General features: G+C 71.7%; 17 protein-coding genes and 1 pseudogene. 12 read left to right on the top strand and 6 right to left on the bottom strand.

From position 1 onward, the window contains the following. Window positions 1-144: pseudogene (locus ABT08_RS08735) on the top strand (VOC family protein); the annotation flags it as partial. 58 nt (window positions 145-202) lie between these two features. Here ABT08_RS08735 and ABT08_RS08730 read toward each other — a convergent pair. Continuing rightward, complete coding sequence (locus ABT08_RS08730) at window positions 203-1,042, bottom strand: exodeoxyribonuclease III (RefSeq protein ID WP_045246378.1); 840 nt, start codon at window positions 1,040-1,042, stop codon at window positions 203-205. 95 nt (window positions 1,043-1,137) lie between these two features. Here ABT08_RS08730 and pyrE point away from each other — a divergent pair, with 95 nt between their 5' ends. The 7 genes from pyrE to ABT08_RS13240 all read left to right on the top strand — a co-directional run bounded on the left by pyrE (window position 1,138) and on the right by ABT08_RS13240 (window position 5,338). Next, the gene (gene pyrE / locus ABT08_RS08725; protein WP_056206332.1) at window positions 1,138-1,716 is read left to right on the top strand and encodes an orotate phosphoribosyltransferase; all 579 of its coding nucleotides are present in this window, start codon (window positions 1,138-1,140) and stop codon (window positions 1,714-1,716) included. Between the two features lie 17 nt (window positions 1,717-1,733). Further along, a complete protein-coding gene (locus ABT08_RS08720; protein ID WP_288114704.1) occupies window positions 1,734-2,639 on the top strand; it encodes an ROK family protein in 906 nt (301 codons plus the stop codon). A 119-nt stretch (window positions 2,640-2,758) separates the two neighbouring features. After that, window positions 2,759-2,884 carry a DUF8730 family Cys-rich protein gene (locus ABT08_RS13245; protein ID WP_489433926.1) on the top strand — a complete coding sequence of 42 codons (126 nt, stop codon included), beginning with the start codon at window positions 2,759-2,761 and terminating at the stop codon, window positions 2,882-2,884. Beyond that, window positions 2,877-4,589, top strand: a complete 1,713-nt coding sequence (locus tag ABT08_RS08715) for an FAD-dependent oxidoreductase (RefSeq protein WP_288114703.1) — start codon at window positions 2,877-2,879, stop codon at window positions 4,587-4,589. The genes ABT08_RS13245 and ABT08_RS08715 overlap by 8 nt, the downstream gene beginning before the upstream one ends. Further along, a complete protein-coding gene (locus tag ABT08_RS08710) occupies window positions 4,582-4,878 on the top strand; it encodes a YgaP family membrane protein (protein ID WP_056206336.1) in 297 nt (98 codons plus the stop codon). Before ABT08_RS08715 ends, ABT08_RS08710 begins: the two co-directional genes overlap by 8 nt. Further along, window positions 4,868-5,137 (top strand): metal-sensitive transcriptional regulator, encoded by a 270-nt coding sequence (locus ABT08_RS08705; RefSeq protein WP_045246373.1) that lies wholly within the window; start codon window positions 4,868-4,870, stop codon window positions 5,135-5,137. Before ABT08_RS08710 ends, ABT08_RS08705 begins: the two co-directional genes overlap by 11 nt. Before the next feature lie 48 nt (window positions 5,138-5,185). Next, entirely contained in the window at window positions 5,186-5,338 is a 153-nt protein-coding gene (locus ABT08_RS13240) for a DUF8730 family Cys-rich protein (RefSeq protein WP_048809382.1), read from the top strand. A gap of 60 nt (window positions 5,339-5,398) precedes the next feature. Here the strand turns inward: ABT08_RS13240 and ABT08_RS08700 are convergent, their stop codons facing one another. Continuing rightward, window positions 5,399-6,208, bottom strand: a complete 810-nt coding sequence (locus ABT08_RS08700; protein ID WP_045246372.1) for an HAD-IIA family hydrolase — start codon at window positions 6,206-6,208, stop codon at window positions 5,399-5,401. A 64-nt stretch (window positions 6,209-6,272) separates the two neighbouring features. On the opposite strand from ABT08_RS08700, the gene ABT08_RS08695 reads away from it, so the two are divergent. After that, on the top strand, window positions 6,273-7,232 hold the full coding sequence (locus ABT08_RS08695; protein WP_045246371.1) for an SDR family NAD(P)-dependent oxidoreductase: 960 nt from the start codon (window positions 6,273-6,275) through the stop codon (window positions 7,230-7,232). Window positions 7,233-7,286: 54 nt separating this feature from the next. Here ABT08_RS08695 and ABT08_RS08690 read toward each other — a convergent pair whose 3' ends face one another. Both ABT08_RS08690 and ABT08_RS08685 read right to left on the bottom strand, forming a co-directional pair. Continuing rightward, the gene (locus tag ABT08_RS08690; protein WP_056206340.1) at window positions 7,287-7,946 is read right to left on the bottom strand and encodes a metal-dependent transcriptional regulator; all 660 of its coding nucleotides are present in this window, start codon (window positions 7,944-7,946) and stop codon (window positions 7,287-7,289) included. 10 nt (window positions 7,947-7,956) lie between these two features. Then, window positions 7,957-9,264: an Nramp family divalent metal transporter gene (locus tag ABT08_RS08685; RefSeq protein WP_171006115.1), complete on the bottom strand. Its 1,308-nt coding sequence runs from the start codon at window positions 9,262-9,264 to the stop codon at window positions 7,957-7,959. 71 nt (window positions 9,265-9,335) lie between these two features. On the opposite strand from ABT08_RS08685, the gene ABT08_RS08680 reads away from it, so the two are divergent. Both ABT08_RS08680 and ABT08_RS08675 read left to right on the top strand, forming a co-directional pair. Continuing rightward, window positions 9,336-9,977 (top strand): TrmH family RNA methyltransferase, encoded by a 642-nt coding sequence (locus tag ABT08_RS08680; RefSeq protein WP_045246368.1) that lies wholly within the window; start codon window positions 9,336-9,338, stop codon window positions 9,975-9,977. 73 nt (window positions 9,978-10,050) lie between these two features. Then, window positions 10,051-11,490, top strand: a complete 1,440-nt coding sequence (locus ABT08_RS08675) for an MFS transporter (RefSeq protein ID WP_288114700.1) — start codon at window positions 10,051-10,053, stop codon at window positions 11,488-11,490. A 37-nt stretch (window positions 11,491-11,527) separates the two neighbouring features. Here the strand turns inward: ABT08_RS08675 and ABT08_RS08670 are convergent, their stop codons facing one another. Both ABT08_RS08670 and ABT08_RS08665 read right to left on the bottom strand, forming a co-directional pair. Then, window positions 11,528-12,853, bottom strand: coding sequence for an MATE family efflux transporter (locus ABT08_RS08670; RefSeq protein ID WP_288114699.1), 1,326 nt, complete (start codon window positions 12,851-12,853; stop codon window positions 11,528-11,530). 39 nt (window positions 12,854-12,892) lie between these two features. Continuing rightward, the gene (locus ABT08_RS08665; RefSeq protein ID WP_056518881.1) at window positions 12,893-13,453 is read right to left on the bottom strand and encodes a cysteine hydrolase family protein; all 561 of its coding nucleotides are present in this window, start codon (window positions 13,451-13,453) and stop codon (window positions 12,893-12,895) included. A 132-nt stretch (window positions 13,454-13,585) separates the two neighbouring features. Between ABT08_RS08665 and ABT08_RS08660 the strand changes: the two genes are divergently transcribed. Beyond that, window positions 13,586-15,550 carry a M13 family metallopeptidase gene (locus ABT08_RS08660; RefSeq protein WP_056518878.1) on the top strand — a complete coding sequence of 655 codons (1,965 nt, stop codon included), beginning with the start codon at window positions 13,586-13,588 and terminating at the stop codon, window positions 15,548-15,550. Window positions 15,551-15,707: the final 157 nt, after the last annotated feature.

Below are 15,707 nucleotides of genomic sequence, written 5' to 3'. Positions count from 1 at the left end.
GTCGAGCCGCGCCCGGCTCAGGACCTCGGCTTCATGTACTCGCGCGACCTCGAGGACCCGGATGGCAACATCCTGTCGTTCCTGTGGATGGATCCGGCGGCCGCGGCCCAAGGTCCCGAGGCGTACACCGCCGAACAGGGCTGATCGCGGCGGTTCCCGCGCGCGAGCGGATCGTCGATCCCGGGCGCGCGCGGGGCGCGGGTCAGAAGATCATCGGGCGGTCGTCGTCATCGGGACCCTCGAGATCGAGGTCGACGACGACGGGCACGTGATCGCTCGGGATCTCCCCCTTGCGCTCGTCGCGCGCGATCGAGGCTCCCGCGACCGCGTCGGCGAACGCGTGCGAACCGAGCACGAAGTCGATGCGCAGGCCCTCGTTGCGGGGGAAGCGCAGCTGCTTGTAGTCCCAGTAGGTGTAGCCGGTCGGCACGAGCGGCCGCACGACGTCGCTGAGCCCCGCATCGAGGAGCGCCTGGAACGCCTCTCGCTCGGGCGGGGACACGTGCGTCGTCACGCCCTCGACGACGGTCGGGTCGCCGTTGTCGGCGTCGAGGGGCGCGATGTTGAAGTCTCCGACGAGCGCGAGAGGCAGGTCGGGGTCGGCGCCGAGCGCCCCGCGCGTGTAGCCCTGCAGCGCGGCGAGCCACTCGAGCTTGTAGCGGTAGTGCGGGTCGTCGAGCCCACGGCCGTTGGGAACGTACAGGCTCCACACCCGCACGCCGTCGATCGTCGCGCCGAGCGCACGCGCCTCCTGCGGGGCATCCGGTCCGTCGTAGCCCTTCTGGAAGCCCGGCATGCCGTCGAAGGCGAACGAGACGTCCTCGATGGGCTCACGGCTCGCGATCGCGACGCCGTTCCACTGGTTGTGCCCGTGCGCGACGACCTGGTAGCCCGCCGCCTCGAACTCGGCGTAGGGGAACTGCTCGGGCTTGCACTTGATCTCCTGCATGGCGAGCACATCGATGTTCTCTCGCACGCAGAACTCGACGGTGCGCACGACCCGTGCGCGGATGGAGTTGACGTTCCAGGTCGCAAGCCGCATGGCCCCAGCCTAGGGCGCACCCCCGACGCCGAGTCCGGGTCGCGGCGGGTCCGGCGTGACGGGCGGATGCCGCGCCCCGCCCTACACTCGGAGGCGTGACCGCTGCCTCCGCGCCCGAGCTCGAATCCGACCGTCAGGCGCTCATCGCGCTCATCAAGGACGAGGCCGTGTTCCACGGCGACTTCATCCTCTCCAGCGGCAAGCGGGCGACGTACTACGTCGACATGCGCAAGCTCACGCTCGACCATCGGGCCGCCCCCGCGATCGGTCGCATCATGCTCGACCTCATTCGCGACGTCGACGGCATCGTCGCCGTCGGCGGGCTCACCCTCGGCGCCGACCCGATCGCCAATGCCGTGCTGCACGAGTCGGTGCACGCCGGTCGCCCGCTCGACGCCTTCGTCGTGCGCAAGGAGCCCAAGGACCACGGCCGCGGCCGTCAGATCGAGGGAGCGGATGTCGCGGGCAAGCGCGTCGTCGTGCTCGAGGACACCTCGACCACCGGCCAGTCCGCCCTGAAGGCGGTCGAGGCGCTGCGCCGCGAAGGCGCCGAGCCAGTCGCGGTCGCGGTGATCGTCGACCGTCGCACGGGCGCCCAGGCGGCGATCGAGGCCGAGGGCCTGCAGTGGCTCGCGGCGATCGACCTCGACGACCTCGGTCTCGACCCCCAGTAGCCCCGGGAGTACCCCGCATGAGCACCGTCGCTCTCGCCGTCGACCTCGGCGGCACGAAGATCGAAGCCGCGCTCGTCGAGGCATCCGGTCTCGTGCGCGCTGTCGGCCGCACCCGGCGACCTACCGGGCCTGACACCGATCCTGCCCGATTGGATGCCGCGGCCGCCGCGGTCGTGAGCGCTGCCGTCGCCGCGCTCGGCCCCGACGACGAGCTCGTGGGCGTCGGCATCGGCGCGGCCGGCCCGATCGATGCGGTGCGCGAGACGATCGACCCGGTGAACATGCCCGGCGTACACGGGTTCGCGCTCGCCGATGCGGTGCGGCGCGTGGTCGGCCGCGACGTGCCGGTGCGACTGCGCCACGACGGCGGCTGCATCGCGCTCGCCGAGAACTGGATCGGCGCGACCGCCGGAACCCGCGCGTCGATGTCGATCGTGGTCTCGACGGGCGTCGGCGGTGGACTCGTCGTCGACGGCGCGCTCGTCGGCGGCGGCACCGGCAACGCCGGCCACATCGGGCAGGTGTCGGCTCCCGCCGGGTTCGAGGGATTCGGCCCGACCCTCGAGCACGTGGCATCCGGCCCCTCGAGCGTGCGCTGGGCGCAGGCCCAGGGGTGGGGCGGCAAGCGCGGTGAGGACCTCGCCCGCGACGCCGCCGCGGGCGACCCGGTCGCGCGCGCCGCGATCGAGCGCTCGGCGCGGGCGGTGGGCATCGTGCTCGCCGACGCCGCGACCCTCATCGACCTCGAGGCCGTCGCGATCGGCGGGGGCTTCTCGACCGTCACGCCCGACTACATCGACCTCGTGCAGGCCTCGCTGCGCGAGAGCGCGGCTCTGCCGTTCTCGCGGGCGACGCGGGTCGTGCCGAGCGGACTCGCCGGCGACGGCCCGCTGATCGGCGCCGCCGCCCTCGTGCTGCGCTGAGGCGAGGCATCCGCTCTCGGTGACGACGGGCGGATCGCTCTTGGATCGATGGATACCCCCACCCGTATTTGACCCAAGTACCCCAGGGGGTATAGCTTCGCTCCGTCGAGAGGAATGCCATGTGCAGTCGAATCACCTGCCCTGAATGCGGCAAAGCCACCTGGACGGGGTGCGGCCAGCACGTCGAGGACGCCCTGCGCGGCGTGGACCCGTCGGAGCGCTGCCCGGGGCACCCCGATGCGTGAGAGCGGAGCACCTCATCGCCTGGTCATCGTGGGGGGCGTTGCCGGAGGCATGAGCGCAGCGGCTCGCGCCCGCCGACTGGACGAGCGCGCGGAGATCGTCGTGCTCGAGCGTGGGGCCTATGTCTCCTTCGCCAACTGCGGATTGCCCTACTTCGTGGGAGGAGAGATCGCCGACGAGAGCTCGCTCCTCGTGCAGACACCGAGCTCGCTGCGGGCCGCGCTCGCACTAGATGTGCGCACCGGACATGACGTGCTCGGTCTCGACATCACACGTCGCGTCGTCAGCGTTCGCACGATCGACGGCGACTATGAGATCGCCTACGACGACCTGATCCTCGCCCCGGGCGCTCGGCCGGTGCGCCCCCCGATCCCCGGTCTCGACTCCCCGCGAGTACGCACGCTCCGATCCGTCGACGATGCAACGTCGCTGCGTCGCACCGTCGACCGCGGCATCCGCCGCGCGGTGGTGCTCGGTGCCGGTTTCATCGGGATCGAGGCCGCGGAAGTCATCGCTCGTCGCGGACTCGCGGTCAGCCTGGTGGACGTCGCCTCCCACCCCCTCCCGCCGCTCGAGCGAGAGCTCGCGGCTGTGGTCACTGCCGAGCTTCGTGCCCTGGGCGTCGATCTGCACCTCGGCGTCGCAGCCGACGCCATCGAGCAACACGATGAGGAGGACGTCGTCATCCTCGGCGACGGAGCCAGACTCGCCGCCGATCTCGTCGTTCTCTCTGTCGGCGTGCGGCCGGACACCGAAGTGTTCGAGGCGGCCGGCGTGGGCTGCGAGCGCGGAGCGATCATCGTCGACGAGCACGGTCGAACGACAGTCCCGAACGTCTGGGCGGTCGGTGACGCTGTGCTCAGTGTCGACGGGGTGACCGGCGCACGGCGGCCGATCGCCCTCGCCGGCCCCGCCAATCGCGTCGGACGCCTCGTCGCCGACGCCATCTTCCGGCCCGAGCACGCCCGCATGCTGCCGTCGCCGACGGGCACGGCGATCGTTCGCGTCGGCGACCAGGTCGCCGCGCTGACCGGGGCGAACCGACAGGCGCTCGACGCGGCTGAGGTCGACTACGTCACCCTGCACCTCCACCCGAACCAGCACGCCGGATACTTCCCCGGCGCCACACAGGTGCACCTCGTCGTGCACGCGGCGACATCGAACGGTCGTCTTCTGGGGGCCCAAGCCGTAGGACGGGACGGCGTCGATAAGCGGATCGACGTGCTTGCGACAGCGATTCGCGCCGGGCTCTCGGTCGAGGACCTCATCGACCTCGACCTCGCATACTCGCCGCCGTTCGGGCAGGCGAAGGACCCCGTCAACCTCACCGGGATGCTGGGTGAGAACGTGCGCACCGGTGCACTGCGCCTCTGGTACGCCGACGAGCTCGCCGCGGTACTCGACCGGGCGCTTCTCCTGGACGTCCGCACGGCGGCAGAGGTCGCCGCAGGCGCAGTACGTGGCGCGATGCACATCCCGCACACCGAGCTGCGGGGGCGCATCGAGGAGGTTCGGTCGGCCGCGGGCGGCCGTCCGATCCGCGTGATGTGCCAATCCGGGGTGCGTTCGGCGATTGCTCATCGGGTCCTCGCGCAAGAGGGGTTCGACTCGGCATCGCTTTCGGGCGGAATGCTCACCCTCCGTGCATGGTGGGGCGGCGAGGCCAGCGAGATCCTCGAGCGGCCCGAGGCGATGCAGCATGCGTGACCGGGTGCCGCGGCTCCCGGTCTGCGCCGCGCCGCCCGGCGAGCGCGCTGTGTACATCGCAGGTGCCGTCGTCCTCCTGTCGGCCGCCGCCGGCCTGTCGGACCAGCCCTGGGCGGCGATTCCGGCCGCAATCGGCGGGCTGCTGCTCGCCTTCTCCGCCATCACCGGTCGCTGCGTCGACTCCCCGATCTCGCGCCGACGCCGGCGTTCCGACGAAGCCGGGCGCGAGTCGAATCCGGCGGCGGCGCCGTCGACCGATCACCCCCGAGAGGATGTCCATGAAGACTGATGACCCCGAAGCGCAGAAGCGCATCCTGCACCGCCTGCGTCGCGCGCGAGGACAACTCGATGCGGTGATCGCCGCCGTGGAGCAGGACAAGCCGTGCCGTGACATCGTCACCCAGCTCGCCGCCGTCTCGAGCGCGCTCGACCGTGCGGGATTCGCGATCGTCTCGACGGCGATGAAGGAGTGCCTCGCCGATCCCGAGAGCGCCGAGCCGGGGCTGAGCACCGACGAACTCGAGAAGCTCTTCCTGATGCTCGCCTGACGGGCTCGGCGAACAGCACCACACCCACGAACACCTACGGAGAGCATCATGTGCACGACCGTCACCTGCCGCACCTGCGGCAAAACCACCTGGCGAGGCTGCGGGCAGCACGTCGACCAGGTCATGCGGGGCATTCCCCAGTCCCAGCGATGCCAGGGACACGAGAAGACGAGTCTGTTCTCGCGGCTCTTCGCGCGCTGACCCTCGTGCTGCGCTGAGGCGAGGCATCCGCTCTCGGTGACGACGGGCGGATGCCGCGGCTCAGTCGACCTCGGGCAGGTCCGACTCGACGGGGGCGCGCTGGATGAGGTCGGCGACCGAGGTGAGGACCTCGTCAGGACGGAACGGGAACCGCTCGATCTCGGCGGGGTCGCTGATGCCGGTCATGACGAGCACCGTGTGCAGTCCCGCCTCGATGCCGGCGACCACGTCGGTGTCCATGCGGTCGCCGATCATGCCGGTCGACTCGGAGTGGGCGCCGATGCGGTTGAGCGCCGAGCGGAACATCATCGGATTCGGCTTGCCCACGACGTACGGCTCGCGGCCGGTCGCCTTCGTGATGAGGGCGGTGATCGCGCCGGTCGCGGGCAGGATGCCGTCGACCGACGGGCCGGTCGCGTCGGGGTTCGTGGCGATGAAGCGGGCACCCGCGGCGATGTAGCGGATCGCCTTCGTGATCGCCTCGAACGAGTAGTTGCGGGTCTCGCCGACCACGACGTAGTCGGGCATCGTCTCGGTGAGGATGAAGCCCGCCTCGTGCAGCGCCGTGGTGAGGCCGGCCTCGCCGATCACGAACGCCGATCCGCCCGGCGCCTGCGCCTTCAGGAAGTCGGCGGTCGCGAGCGCCGACGTCCAGATCGCGGTCTCGGGCACGATGAGCCCCGATGCCCGCAGGCGCGCACTCAGGTCGCGCGGCGTGAAGATCGAGTTGTTCGTCAGCACGAGGAACGGCGTGCCCGTGTCGGTCCACTGGGCGAGCAGTTCGGCGGCTCCGGGGATCGCCTGGTTCTCATGCACGAGAACCCCGTCCATGTCGGTCAGCCAGCACTCGACGTCGGCACGTGTACGCATGTGTTCAGCCTAGGGTGCGGCATCCGTCATCGCCGTGAAACGGCCCGGGCGTAAGGTCGTAGCCGTGAGCGCGAGAGCGGCTGAGTGGAACCCCCTGCACCTGCCCGATCTGCGCGGGCGCAGCTATCTCGTGACGGGTGCCAACGCGGGGCTCGGCTATTTCTCGTGCGAGCAGCTCGTGCGCGGCGGCGCCCACGTCATCATGACCGGCCGCAACCCGCATCGGCTGTCGGCGGCGAAGGCTGCCGTGCTCGGTCGCACGGCGGATGCCCCGCATCGCGGCACGATCGAGACGCTGCTGCTCGACACCTCCAATCTGGGCTCGGTGCGTGCGGCCGCCGCGACGGTGCGGCATCGCGGGCGCCTGCACGGACTGCTGCTCAACGCCGGCATGGTGCACCCGCCGCGGCACCGGCAGACGACCTTCGACGGCAACGAGCTGGTGTTCGCGACGAACGCGCTCGGTCACTTCGCGCTCGCCGGCGCCCTGCTGCGCACGCTCGCGGCCGCGCGCGGCCGCATGGTGTGGCTCGGCAGCATGTCGACCTCGCTCGGGCGCATCGATCCCGTCGATCCGCAGCTCGCCTCGGGCTACTCCGGCTGGCGCGCCTACGTGCAGTCGAAGATCGCGACCACCGCGCTCGGCCTCGAGGCCGATCGTCGCCTGCGCGCCGAGCGCGTGCCGGTCGCGAGCGTCATCGCCCACCCGGGCTATTCGGTCAGCGGGCGCACCGCCGGCATCCAGGGCGTCAATGAGCCGAGTCGCCTGGGCCGGTTCGTCGACAACCTCCAGTCGCCCCTCACCCAGTCGAAGGAGCACGGCGCCTGGCCGCTCGTGCGCGCGCTCGTCGATCCCGACGTCGTCGGCGGGCAGTTCTGGGGACCGGCGCGGGTGACGAGCGGACCGCCGCGGCTCGCGGCTCCCGCCAAGGTCACCCAGGATCCGGCCGTCGCGGAGCGGTACTGGGTGACGTGCGAGAACGCGACGCGTCTGCGCTGGCCGTTCGAGGCCGCGCGCCGCTGAGGGCGCCCGGTCGCGGCGGTGCGATGTCGGTGCGGGCCGCCGTGCGGCGCGGCGCTAGGCGCTGAGCCAGACCGCCGTCGCCGCGCCGTCGGGAAGTGCCGCCGCGGCTCCGTCGAGCGTCACCACCGGGCTCGCGCCCGCGGTCACGACCGTGACGGTGTGCCCCACATCGACCCCCGCCTGCTCGAGGGCGCGCAGCAGCGCCGGGTCGTAGTCGCTCACGCGCAGCACCCGTCCGCGATGCCCGGTCTCGGCCTCGGCGAGCAGCACGAACGGCTCGCGCTCCACCTCGCCGTCGGCATCGGGGATCGCGTCGCCGTGCGGATCGAACCGGGGCCGCCCGAGCCGGGCGTCGATGCGTTCCAGCAGCCGGTCGCTCAGCGAGTGCTCGAGCACCTCGGCCTCGTCGTGCACCTCGTCCCAGCTGTAGCCGAACTCCTGCACGAGCCACGTCTCGATGAGACGGTGGCGGCGCACCATCTGCGCGGCGCGGTGCAGTCCGCCGTTGGTCAGCTCGATCGGGCCGTACGGGCGGTGCCGCACGAGACCCGCAGCGGCGAGCTTCTGCACCATCTCGGTCACGCTCGACGGGGCGAGGCCGAGCACGGTCGCCAGCTGCGAGGGAGTGATGCGGTCCGGCTGCCACTCGGTGTGCTGGTAGATCGTCTTCAGGTAGTCGTCGACGGCCGGACTCGACGAGGACGCGGGGGACACGGCATCCAGGTTATCCGGCGCCCGTCGTGACCAGCACGAGCAGCACGGCGTTCAACGCCACCAGAAGGACGGATGCCACGGCCCCCAGCGCGATCGTCACTCCCCGGTTGCGGTGGGTGCCGAGCACAGACCGGCGGGAGGTCAGCCACACGAGCGGGACGATCGCGAACGGGATGCCGAATGACAGCACGACCTGACTGAGCACGAGCGCCCAGGTCGGGTCGACACCCGCCCCGAGGATCGCGAGCGCCGGAACGAGGGTGACGATGCGGCGGGCGACGAGCGGCACCCGCACGCGCAGGAGGCCGTGCATGATCTCCGAGCCCGCATACGCTCCGACCGACGTGCTGGCGAGGCCGCTGGCGAGGAGCCCGACCGCGAAGAGCACCGCGATGATCGGGCCGAGGCTGTCGCGGATCGCCGCGTACGCGCCCTCCAGGGTGTCGGTTCCGGCCGCGCCCGGAAGGGTGACGGCCGCGATCAGCAGCATCACGAGGTTGACCGACCCGGCCACGATCATCGCGATCGAGACGTCCCAGCGCGTGGCGACGAGGATGCGGCGGGTGGCGGCATCCGTCAGCGTCGACGCCCGGCGCGGGAGCGACGTCGTCGGCGTGCCGTGGAAGCGGTCGCGGGTGAGCGCCGAGTGCGCGTAGATCGCATGCGGCATGACCGTCGCCCCGAGGATCGACGCGGCCAGCAGCACCGAGTCGGTGCCCTGGAAGCGCGGCACGAGACCGCCGAGCACCCCGGCCGCATCGGGCGGGGCGATGAGCACGCCCGCCGAGAAGCCCACCACGATGACGACGAGGAACGCGGCGATCGTGAGCTCGAACCGTCGGGCGCCGCCGCGGCTGTGCACGATGAGCACGCCGAGGGAGATCGCGCCGGTGATGGCCCCGCCGAGCACGAGCGGGAGGCCGAACAGCAGATGCAGCGCCACCGCGCCGCCGATGACCTCGGCGATGTCGGTGGCCATGGCGACGACCTCGGCCTGCAGCCAGTAGGCGCGCCGTCCCCACGGTGAGCGGATGCGGCTGCCGAGCACCTCGGGCAGGCTCGCGCCGGTGACGACGCCGAGCTTCGCCGACAGGTACTGCACGAGCCAGGCGGTGAGGTTCGCCGCGACGATGACCCACACGAGCAGGTAGCCGTAGGCGGCGCCGGCCGACATGTTGCTCGCGACGTTGCCCGGGTCGAGGTAAGCGACCCCCGCGACGAGCGCCGGGCCGAGCAGCAGCACGAGCCGCGGCTGCGCGGTGCGCGCCGGCGCCGGGTCGAGGGCGACCTCGGCCGTGCTGCGCATATTTTTCGGCATGCCGAAACCTTACCCATTTTTCGGTACGCCGAAAACCCTCAGCGCCCGGGGCGACGACTACCGTGAAAGCCGTGACCGACAGCCCCGCCGACCCTGACGAGCCCGAACTCGCGCACGGCGTCGGTCCCTGGCCGGGAGGCGGCGCCGCCTGGCCCGACGACGACCGTTACGACCCCGATCTGCTCGCCGACGGCGACCGCCGCAACGTCATCGACCGCTACCGGTACTGGCGCATGGCGGCGATCGTCGCAGACCTCGATGAGAGGCGGCATCCGTTCCACGTCGCCATCGAGAACTGGCAGCACGACCTCAACATCGGCTCCATCGTGCGCAGCGCCAACGCGTTCCTCGCCGACACCGTGCACATCATCGGGCGCCGGCGGTGGAACCGCCGCGGCGCCATGGTCACCGACCGCTACCAGCACGTCGTGCACCACGACGACATCGCCGCCTTCACCGCCTGGGCCGCCGCCGCGCAGCTGCCGGTCATCGCGATCGACAATGTCGACGGGTCGGTGCCCGTCGACCGGGCCGACCTTCCCGAGCGCTGCGTGCTGCTGTTCGGACAGGAAGGGCCGGGGCTCTCGCCCGAGGCGCTCGCCGCGGCATCCGCCACGGTCGAGATCACCCAGTACGGGTCGACCCGCTCGATCAACGCCGGGGCCGCCGCCGCGATCATCATGTACGAGTGGTGCCGGCGTCACGCCGGCTGAGGGATGCCGCGGAATACCCCGGGCTCCTCGCGGCTTGTGCTCACCGGCGGCGATGCCGCGGAACGGAGTGCGCATGAGTGACGGCGTCGGTCTCAGGTCGGAACGCGGACCCATCCTGCTCGCGCTCATGGTGGCGACCGGCATCGTCGCGATCGACGCGACCATCCTCGCGACCGCCGTGCCGAGCGTCGTCGAGGACCTCGGCGGCTACAGCCAGTTCCCGTGGCTGTTCTCCATCTACCTGCTCGCGCAGGCGATCACCGTGCCGATCTACTCGAAGCTCGCCGACACGATCGGGCGCAAGCCCGTCATGATCATCGGCATCGCCCTCTTCCTGCTCGGCTCGGTGCTGTGCGCGGTGGCCTGGTCGATGCCAGCGCTGATCGTCTTCCGCGCGATCCAGGGTCTCGGCGCGGGGGCGGTGCAGCCCATGGCGATCACGATCGCCGGCGACATCTACACGATCGCCGAGCGGGCCAAGGTGCAGGGCTACATCGCCGGCGTGTGGGCGGCGGCGAGCGTGGTCGGCCCGGCGCTCGGCGGGATCTTCGCACAGCTGGGCATCTGGCGCTGGATCTTCTGGGTCAACCTGCCGCTGTGCATCGCGGCGCTCTTGCTCATCGCCCGCAACTTCCACGAACCCGGGGTGCGGCGCGCCGACGCGCCGCGGCACCGCATCGACGTCGCCGGGTCGCTGCTGATCATGGGCGGCGCGGGCCTCGCGATCCTCGGTGTGCTCGAAGGCGGCGTCGCGTGGGCATGGGACTCGCCCGCGAGCATCGGCGTGTTCGTCGCCGCGGCGGTGCTGCTGATCGTGTTCGTGTTCGTCGAACGACGCGCGGCCGAGCCCGTGCTGCCGCTCGCGCTCATGGGGCGACGCCTCATCTGGAGCAGTTCGCTCATCTCGCTCGGCATCGGCGCCGGCCTCATCGGCCTGACCTCGTTCGTGCCCGGCTACCTGCAGCACGCGGCGGGTGCGATCCCGCTGATCGCGGGCTTCGCCGTCGCCGCCCTCACGATCGGCTGGCCGATCGCGGCGAGCATGTCGGGGCGGGTGTTCTACCTGCGCATCGGCTTCAAGCCCACGGTTCTCATCGGGCTCACGATCGCCATCGTCGGAACCGCCGCGCTCGCGATCACCTCGGCGTGGCCCTCGGTCGCCCTCGTGGCGCTGTGCTGCATCGTCACCGGCTTCGGGTTCGGCCTCGTCGCCACCCCGAGCCTGATCGCCGCGCAGGCGAGCGTCGAGTGGAGCCAGCGCGGCGTCGTCACCGGCGCCAACATGTTCGCACGCTCGATCGGCAGCGCCGTGGGCGCGGCGATCTTCGGGGCCATCAGCACGGCCGCCCTCGCCGGACGGGCCGAGACGGATGCCGCGGGCGCCGCCGCGGCCGGCACCGCGGTGTTCGTGGCGGTGCTCGTCACGGTCGCGGCGATGATGCTGGTCGCCCTCGCGATGCCCGCGGTGCGCGCCGACGTGACGCCCATCCCGCAGCCCGCCGCCGCCGACTGATCACGGTCTGCGGGTCAGCGGGCCCGCGGCATCCGATCTAGACCCCGACGGTCATCCACGCCGTGCCGCGTACACGGCGGGAGAGCGTCACCAGCCGGGCGAGCATGTAGACCCCGAAGAACGCGACGGCCAGCCATGCGAGACCAGCGGCCCCCGACGCGCCGACGAGCGCCAGCACGACGAGCAGCGGCACGAACGGCACGAGGTTGAGCACCCCGACCACCGCGAGGTAGCGGCCGTCGCCGGCTCCCATCAGCACGCCGTCGAGCACGAACACCACCCCGCACAGCGGCTGCGCGATCGCGAGCACGATCAGTGCCGGCTGTGCGAGCGGCGAGAGCGAGGCGTCCCCGGTGAACAGGCCGCCCAGCACACCCGACAGGGCCGCGATCACGGCGCCCACGACGACACCGAACCACGCGCCCCACGCGACCGTGCGCCGCAGCACGTGGCGCACGAGCACCCGATCGCCCGCGCCGAGGCTCTTGCCGACGAGCGCCTGCGCGGCGATCGCCAGGGCATCGAGCGCGAATGCGGCTGTCGAGAAGATCGTGAACGCGACCTGCCAGGCGGCGAGCTCCGCGGTGCCGAGCGCGGTCGCCGCCGCGACGGTCGCGAGCAGGGCCGCGCGCAACGACACCGTGCGCAGGAACAACCCCCCGCCGAGCCGTGCCGACCCGGTGATGCCGGCGCGCTGCGGTCGGACGGATGCCGCATGCCGGCGGGCGAGCCGCGCGACGACGGCGACGTACACGCCCACCATGCCCCACTGCGCGAGCACGGTGCCGAGCGCCGAGCCCGCGATGCCGAACCCGAGCCCGTAGATGAGCAGGGCGTTGAGTCCGGCGTTCGCGGCGAAGCCGAACCCGGCGACCCACAGCGGCACCACCGTGTTCTGCATGCCGCGCAGCAGGCCGGTCGCCGCGAACACGACGAGCATCGCCGGCAGCCCCCACACCGAGATCGCGAGGTAGGTGTCGGCCGCGGCGGTCACCTCGGGCGAGGCGCCGAAGAGGGCCACGATGCCCGGCGACGCGACGGATGCCGCGAGCGCGAGCACCGCGCCCAGGCTCACCGCGAGCCACATGCCGTCGATGCCCGCCGACACGGCGGCGCCCGGGTCGCCCGCGCCGAACCGCCGCGCCACCGCCGGCGTCGTCGCGTAGGCGAGGAACACCATGAGCCCGACGATCGTCTGCAGCACCGCTGAGGCGATGCCGAGACCCGCGAGGGCGTCGAGGCCGAGGTGGCCGACGAGCGCCGCGTCGACGATGAGGAACAGCGGCTCGGCGACGAGCGCGCCGAGTGCGGGCACCGCGAGCGCGAGGATCTGCCGGTTGAGCGTGGCCCCGCGTGCGGTCATGCGCTCAGCGTAGGGAGAGTCCGGGGGCGACGGGGTCGTTCACCGACCCAGGGCGACCTCGCCGGCCGTGGCGGTGCCGGCCGACTTGCCGGGAGCCGATTGGAACGACCAGTAGAGGTTCGTGTGCGCGATGACGTCGGGAACGCTCGGGGCGCCCCACGCGGTCTTGTCGCCGGCGGTGTGGGCGTCGCTCACGAGCACCGTGTCGTAGCCGCGCGCGAACGCGCCGTGGATGGTCGAGCGGATGCAGGCGTCGGTCTCGGCGCCCGCGACGACCAGACGGTCGACACCGAGCCGGGCGAGCAGGTCGTCGAGGTCGGTGCCCTCGAACGAGTCGCCGTAGCGCTTGTGCACGTGCGCGTCGCCGTCGACCGGCACGAGCTCGGGCACCAGTTCCCACGCTTCCGTGCCCTGCTCGAGCTCGCCGTCCTCGGAGTGCTGCACCCACACGACGGGCACGCCGTCGTGTCTCGCGCGGGCGACCAGCCCGGCGATGCGGGTGACCACGCCGTCGCGGTCATGGGCGCCGTCGACGACGCCGTTCTGCACGTCGACCACGAGCAGCGCCGTGGCGCCGTCGCGTGCGGTGAGTGTCGACATCCTGACCTCTTCTCCGCCCGCCGGTGCGGGCCCGACGCGACAGTACCGCGCGGCGCCGACACGGCGGACGCGGGTGCGCGGATGTGCGCAACTCCCGGCCGACCCATGAGTGCGCGGCGTAGGGTGGAGCCCATGTCTGCAGACCTCCGCTCCGGACTCGAGCTCGGCGAACTGAGCACCGAGATCCGCCCGCAGGACGACCTGTTCCGCCACGTCAACGGCGCCTGGCTCGACCGCACCGCGATCCCCGACGACAAGGCCCGCTGGGGCTCGTTCCACCTCATCGCCGAGCAGGCCGAGAAGGACGTCGCCGCGATCATCACCGAGTCGCAGCAGGCCGAGCCCGGCACCGAGGCCCGCAAGATCGGTGACCTCTACGCCAGCTTCATGGACACCGAGCGCATCGCCGCGGCATCCCTCGCGCCGATCTCGGCGCAGCTCGCCCGCATCGACGCGATCGGCTCGGTCGAGGACCTCCTGATCGCGATCGGCGAGCTCGAGCGCGACGGCGTGCGCGGACTCATCGACCTCTACGTCGAGCCCGACCCCGGCAACCCGACCCGCTACGTCCCCTTCCTCGTGCAGGGCGGGCTGTTCCTCCCCGACGAGAGCTACTACCGGCTCGAGAACTTCGGCGAGACCCGCATCGCGTACCGCGAGCACATCGAGCGTCTGCTCGGCCTCGTCGACGTGACGGATGCCGCGGCCCAGGCCGACCGCATCGTCGCGCTCGAGACCGAGATCGCCGCCGCGCACTGGGACAACGTGCGTAGCCGCGACGCGGTCGCCACCTACAACCTGAAGACCTGGGACGAGGTGCAGTCGCTCGTGGGCGTCGACCTGGAGCCGTGGCGCTCGGCGCTCGCACCGGGGCATCCCGATGCGTTCGCCGAGGTCGTCGTGCAGCAGCCGAGCTTCCTGGAGGGTCTGGGCGCACTGCTCGTCGACGCGCACCTCGAGGGCTGGAAGTCGTGGCTGCGCTACGCGATCGTCCACGGCTCGGCGCCGTTCCTCACCGAGGAGATCGTCGCCGAGAACTTCTCGTTCTACGGCACTCAGCTCACCGGCGTGCCGGTGAACCGCGAGCGGTGGAAGCGGGGCGTCAGCCTCGTCGAGGCCGCGCTCGGCGAGGCCGTCGGCCGCGTCTACGTCGAGCGGCACTTCCCGCCGCAGGCGAAGGTCGCCATGGACGAGCTGGTCGCGAACCTCATCGAGGCCTACCGTCAGTCGATCACGACCCTCGAGTGGATGAGCCCCGAGACCCGTGAGCGCGCGCTCGCCAAGCTCGACGCCTTCACCCCGAAGATCGGCTACCCGGTGCGGTGGAAGGACTACTCGGCACTCGTCGTCGACCCCGCCGACGTGGTCGGCAACGTGCGCCGCGCGCACGTCGTCGAGCACGACCGGCAGCTCGGAAAGGTCGGTGGGCCCATCGACCGCGACGAGTGGTTCATGACCCCGCAGACCGTCAACGCCTACTACAACCCGCTCATGAACGAGATCGTGTTCCCGGCGGCGATCCTGCAGTACCCGTTCTTCGACGCCGATCGCGACGCGGCGGCCAACTACGGCGGCATCGGCGCCGTGATCGGCCACGAGATCGGCCACGGGTTCGACGACCAGGGCAGCCGGTACGACGGCGACGGGTCGCTGCGGGACTGGTGGACCGACGCCGACCGTGCGGCGTTCGAGCAGCGCACGGCGAGTCTCATCGCCCAGTACGACGAGCTCGTGCCGCAGGGTCTCGCTCCCGAGAACCACGTCAACGGCGCTCTCACGATCGGCGAGAACATCGGTGACCTCGGGGGCCTCGGCATCGCGATCCGCGCCTACGAGATCTCGCTCGGCGGCGAGCCCGCTCCCGAGATCGACGGGTTCACCGGCATCCAGCGGCTGCTGCTGAGCTGGGGGCAGATCTGGCAGCAGAAGGGTCGCGACGCCGAGACCATCCGGCTGCTGACGATCGACCCGCACTCGCCCAACGAGTTCCGCTGCAACCAGATCGTGCGCAACGTCGACGCCTTCTACGCGGCGTTCGGCGTGACCGAGACCGATGCGCTCTGGCTCCCCGAGAGCGAGCGCGTCACCATCTGGTAACCCGGCCGTGCTGGCATGGCCTCACGCGAACGGATGCTGACAGTCGCCGTGCGCGCGCACCGCACCCGACGGGAGGGAGCCCACCGTGGCACCGACTCCTGATCGTGCGCGGGGCGCCGAGGCGTCGCCCGGGCGCCGCCGTGCGGCGAGCCGGTCG

The sequence above is a fragment of the Microbacterium sp. SCN 71-21 genome, from assembly GCF_001725695.1.
Classification (GTDB): Bacteria; Actinomycetota; Actinomycetes; order Actinomycetales; family Microbacteriaceae; genus Microbacterium; species Microbacterium ginsengisoli.
This window is presented reverse-complemented; position numbering and strand designations above follow the sequence as displayed.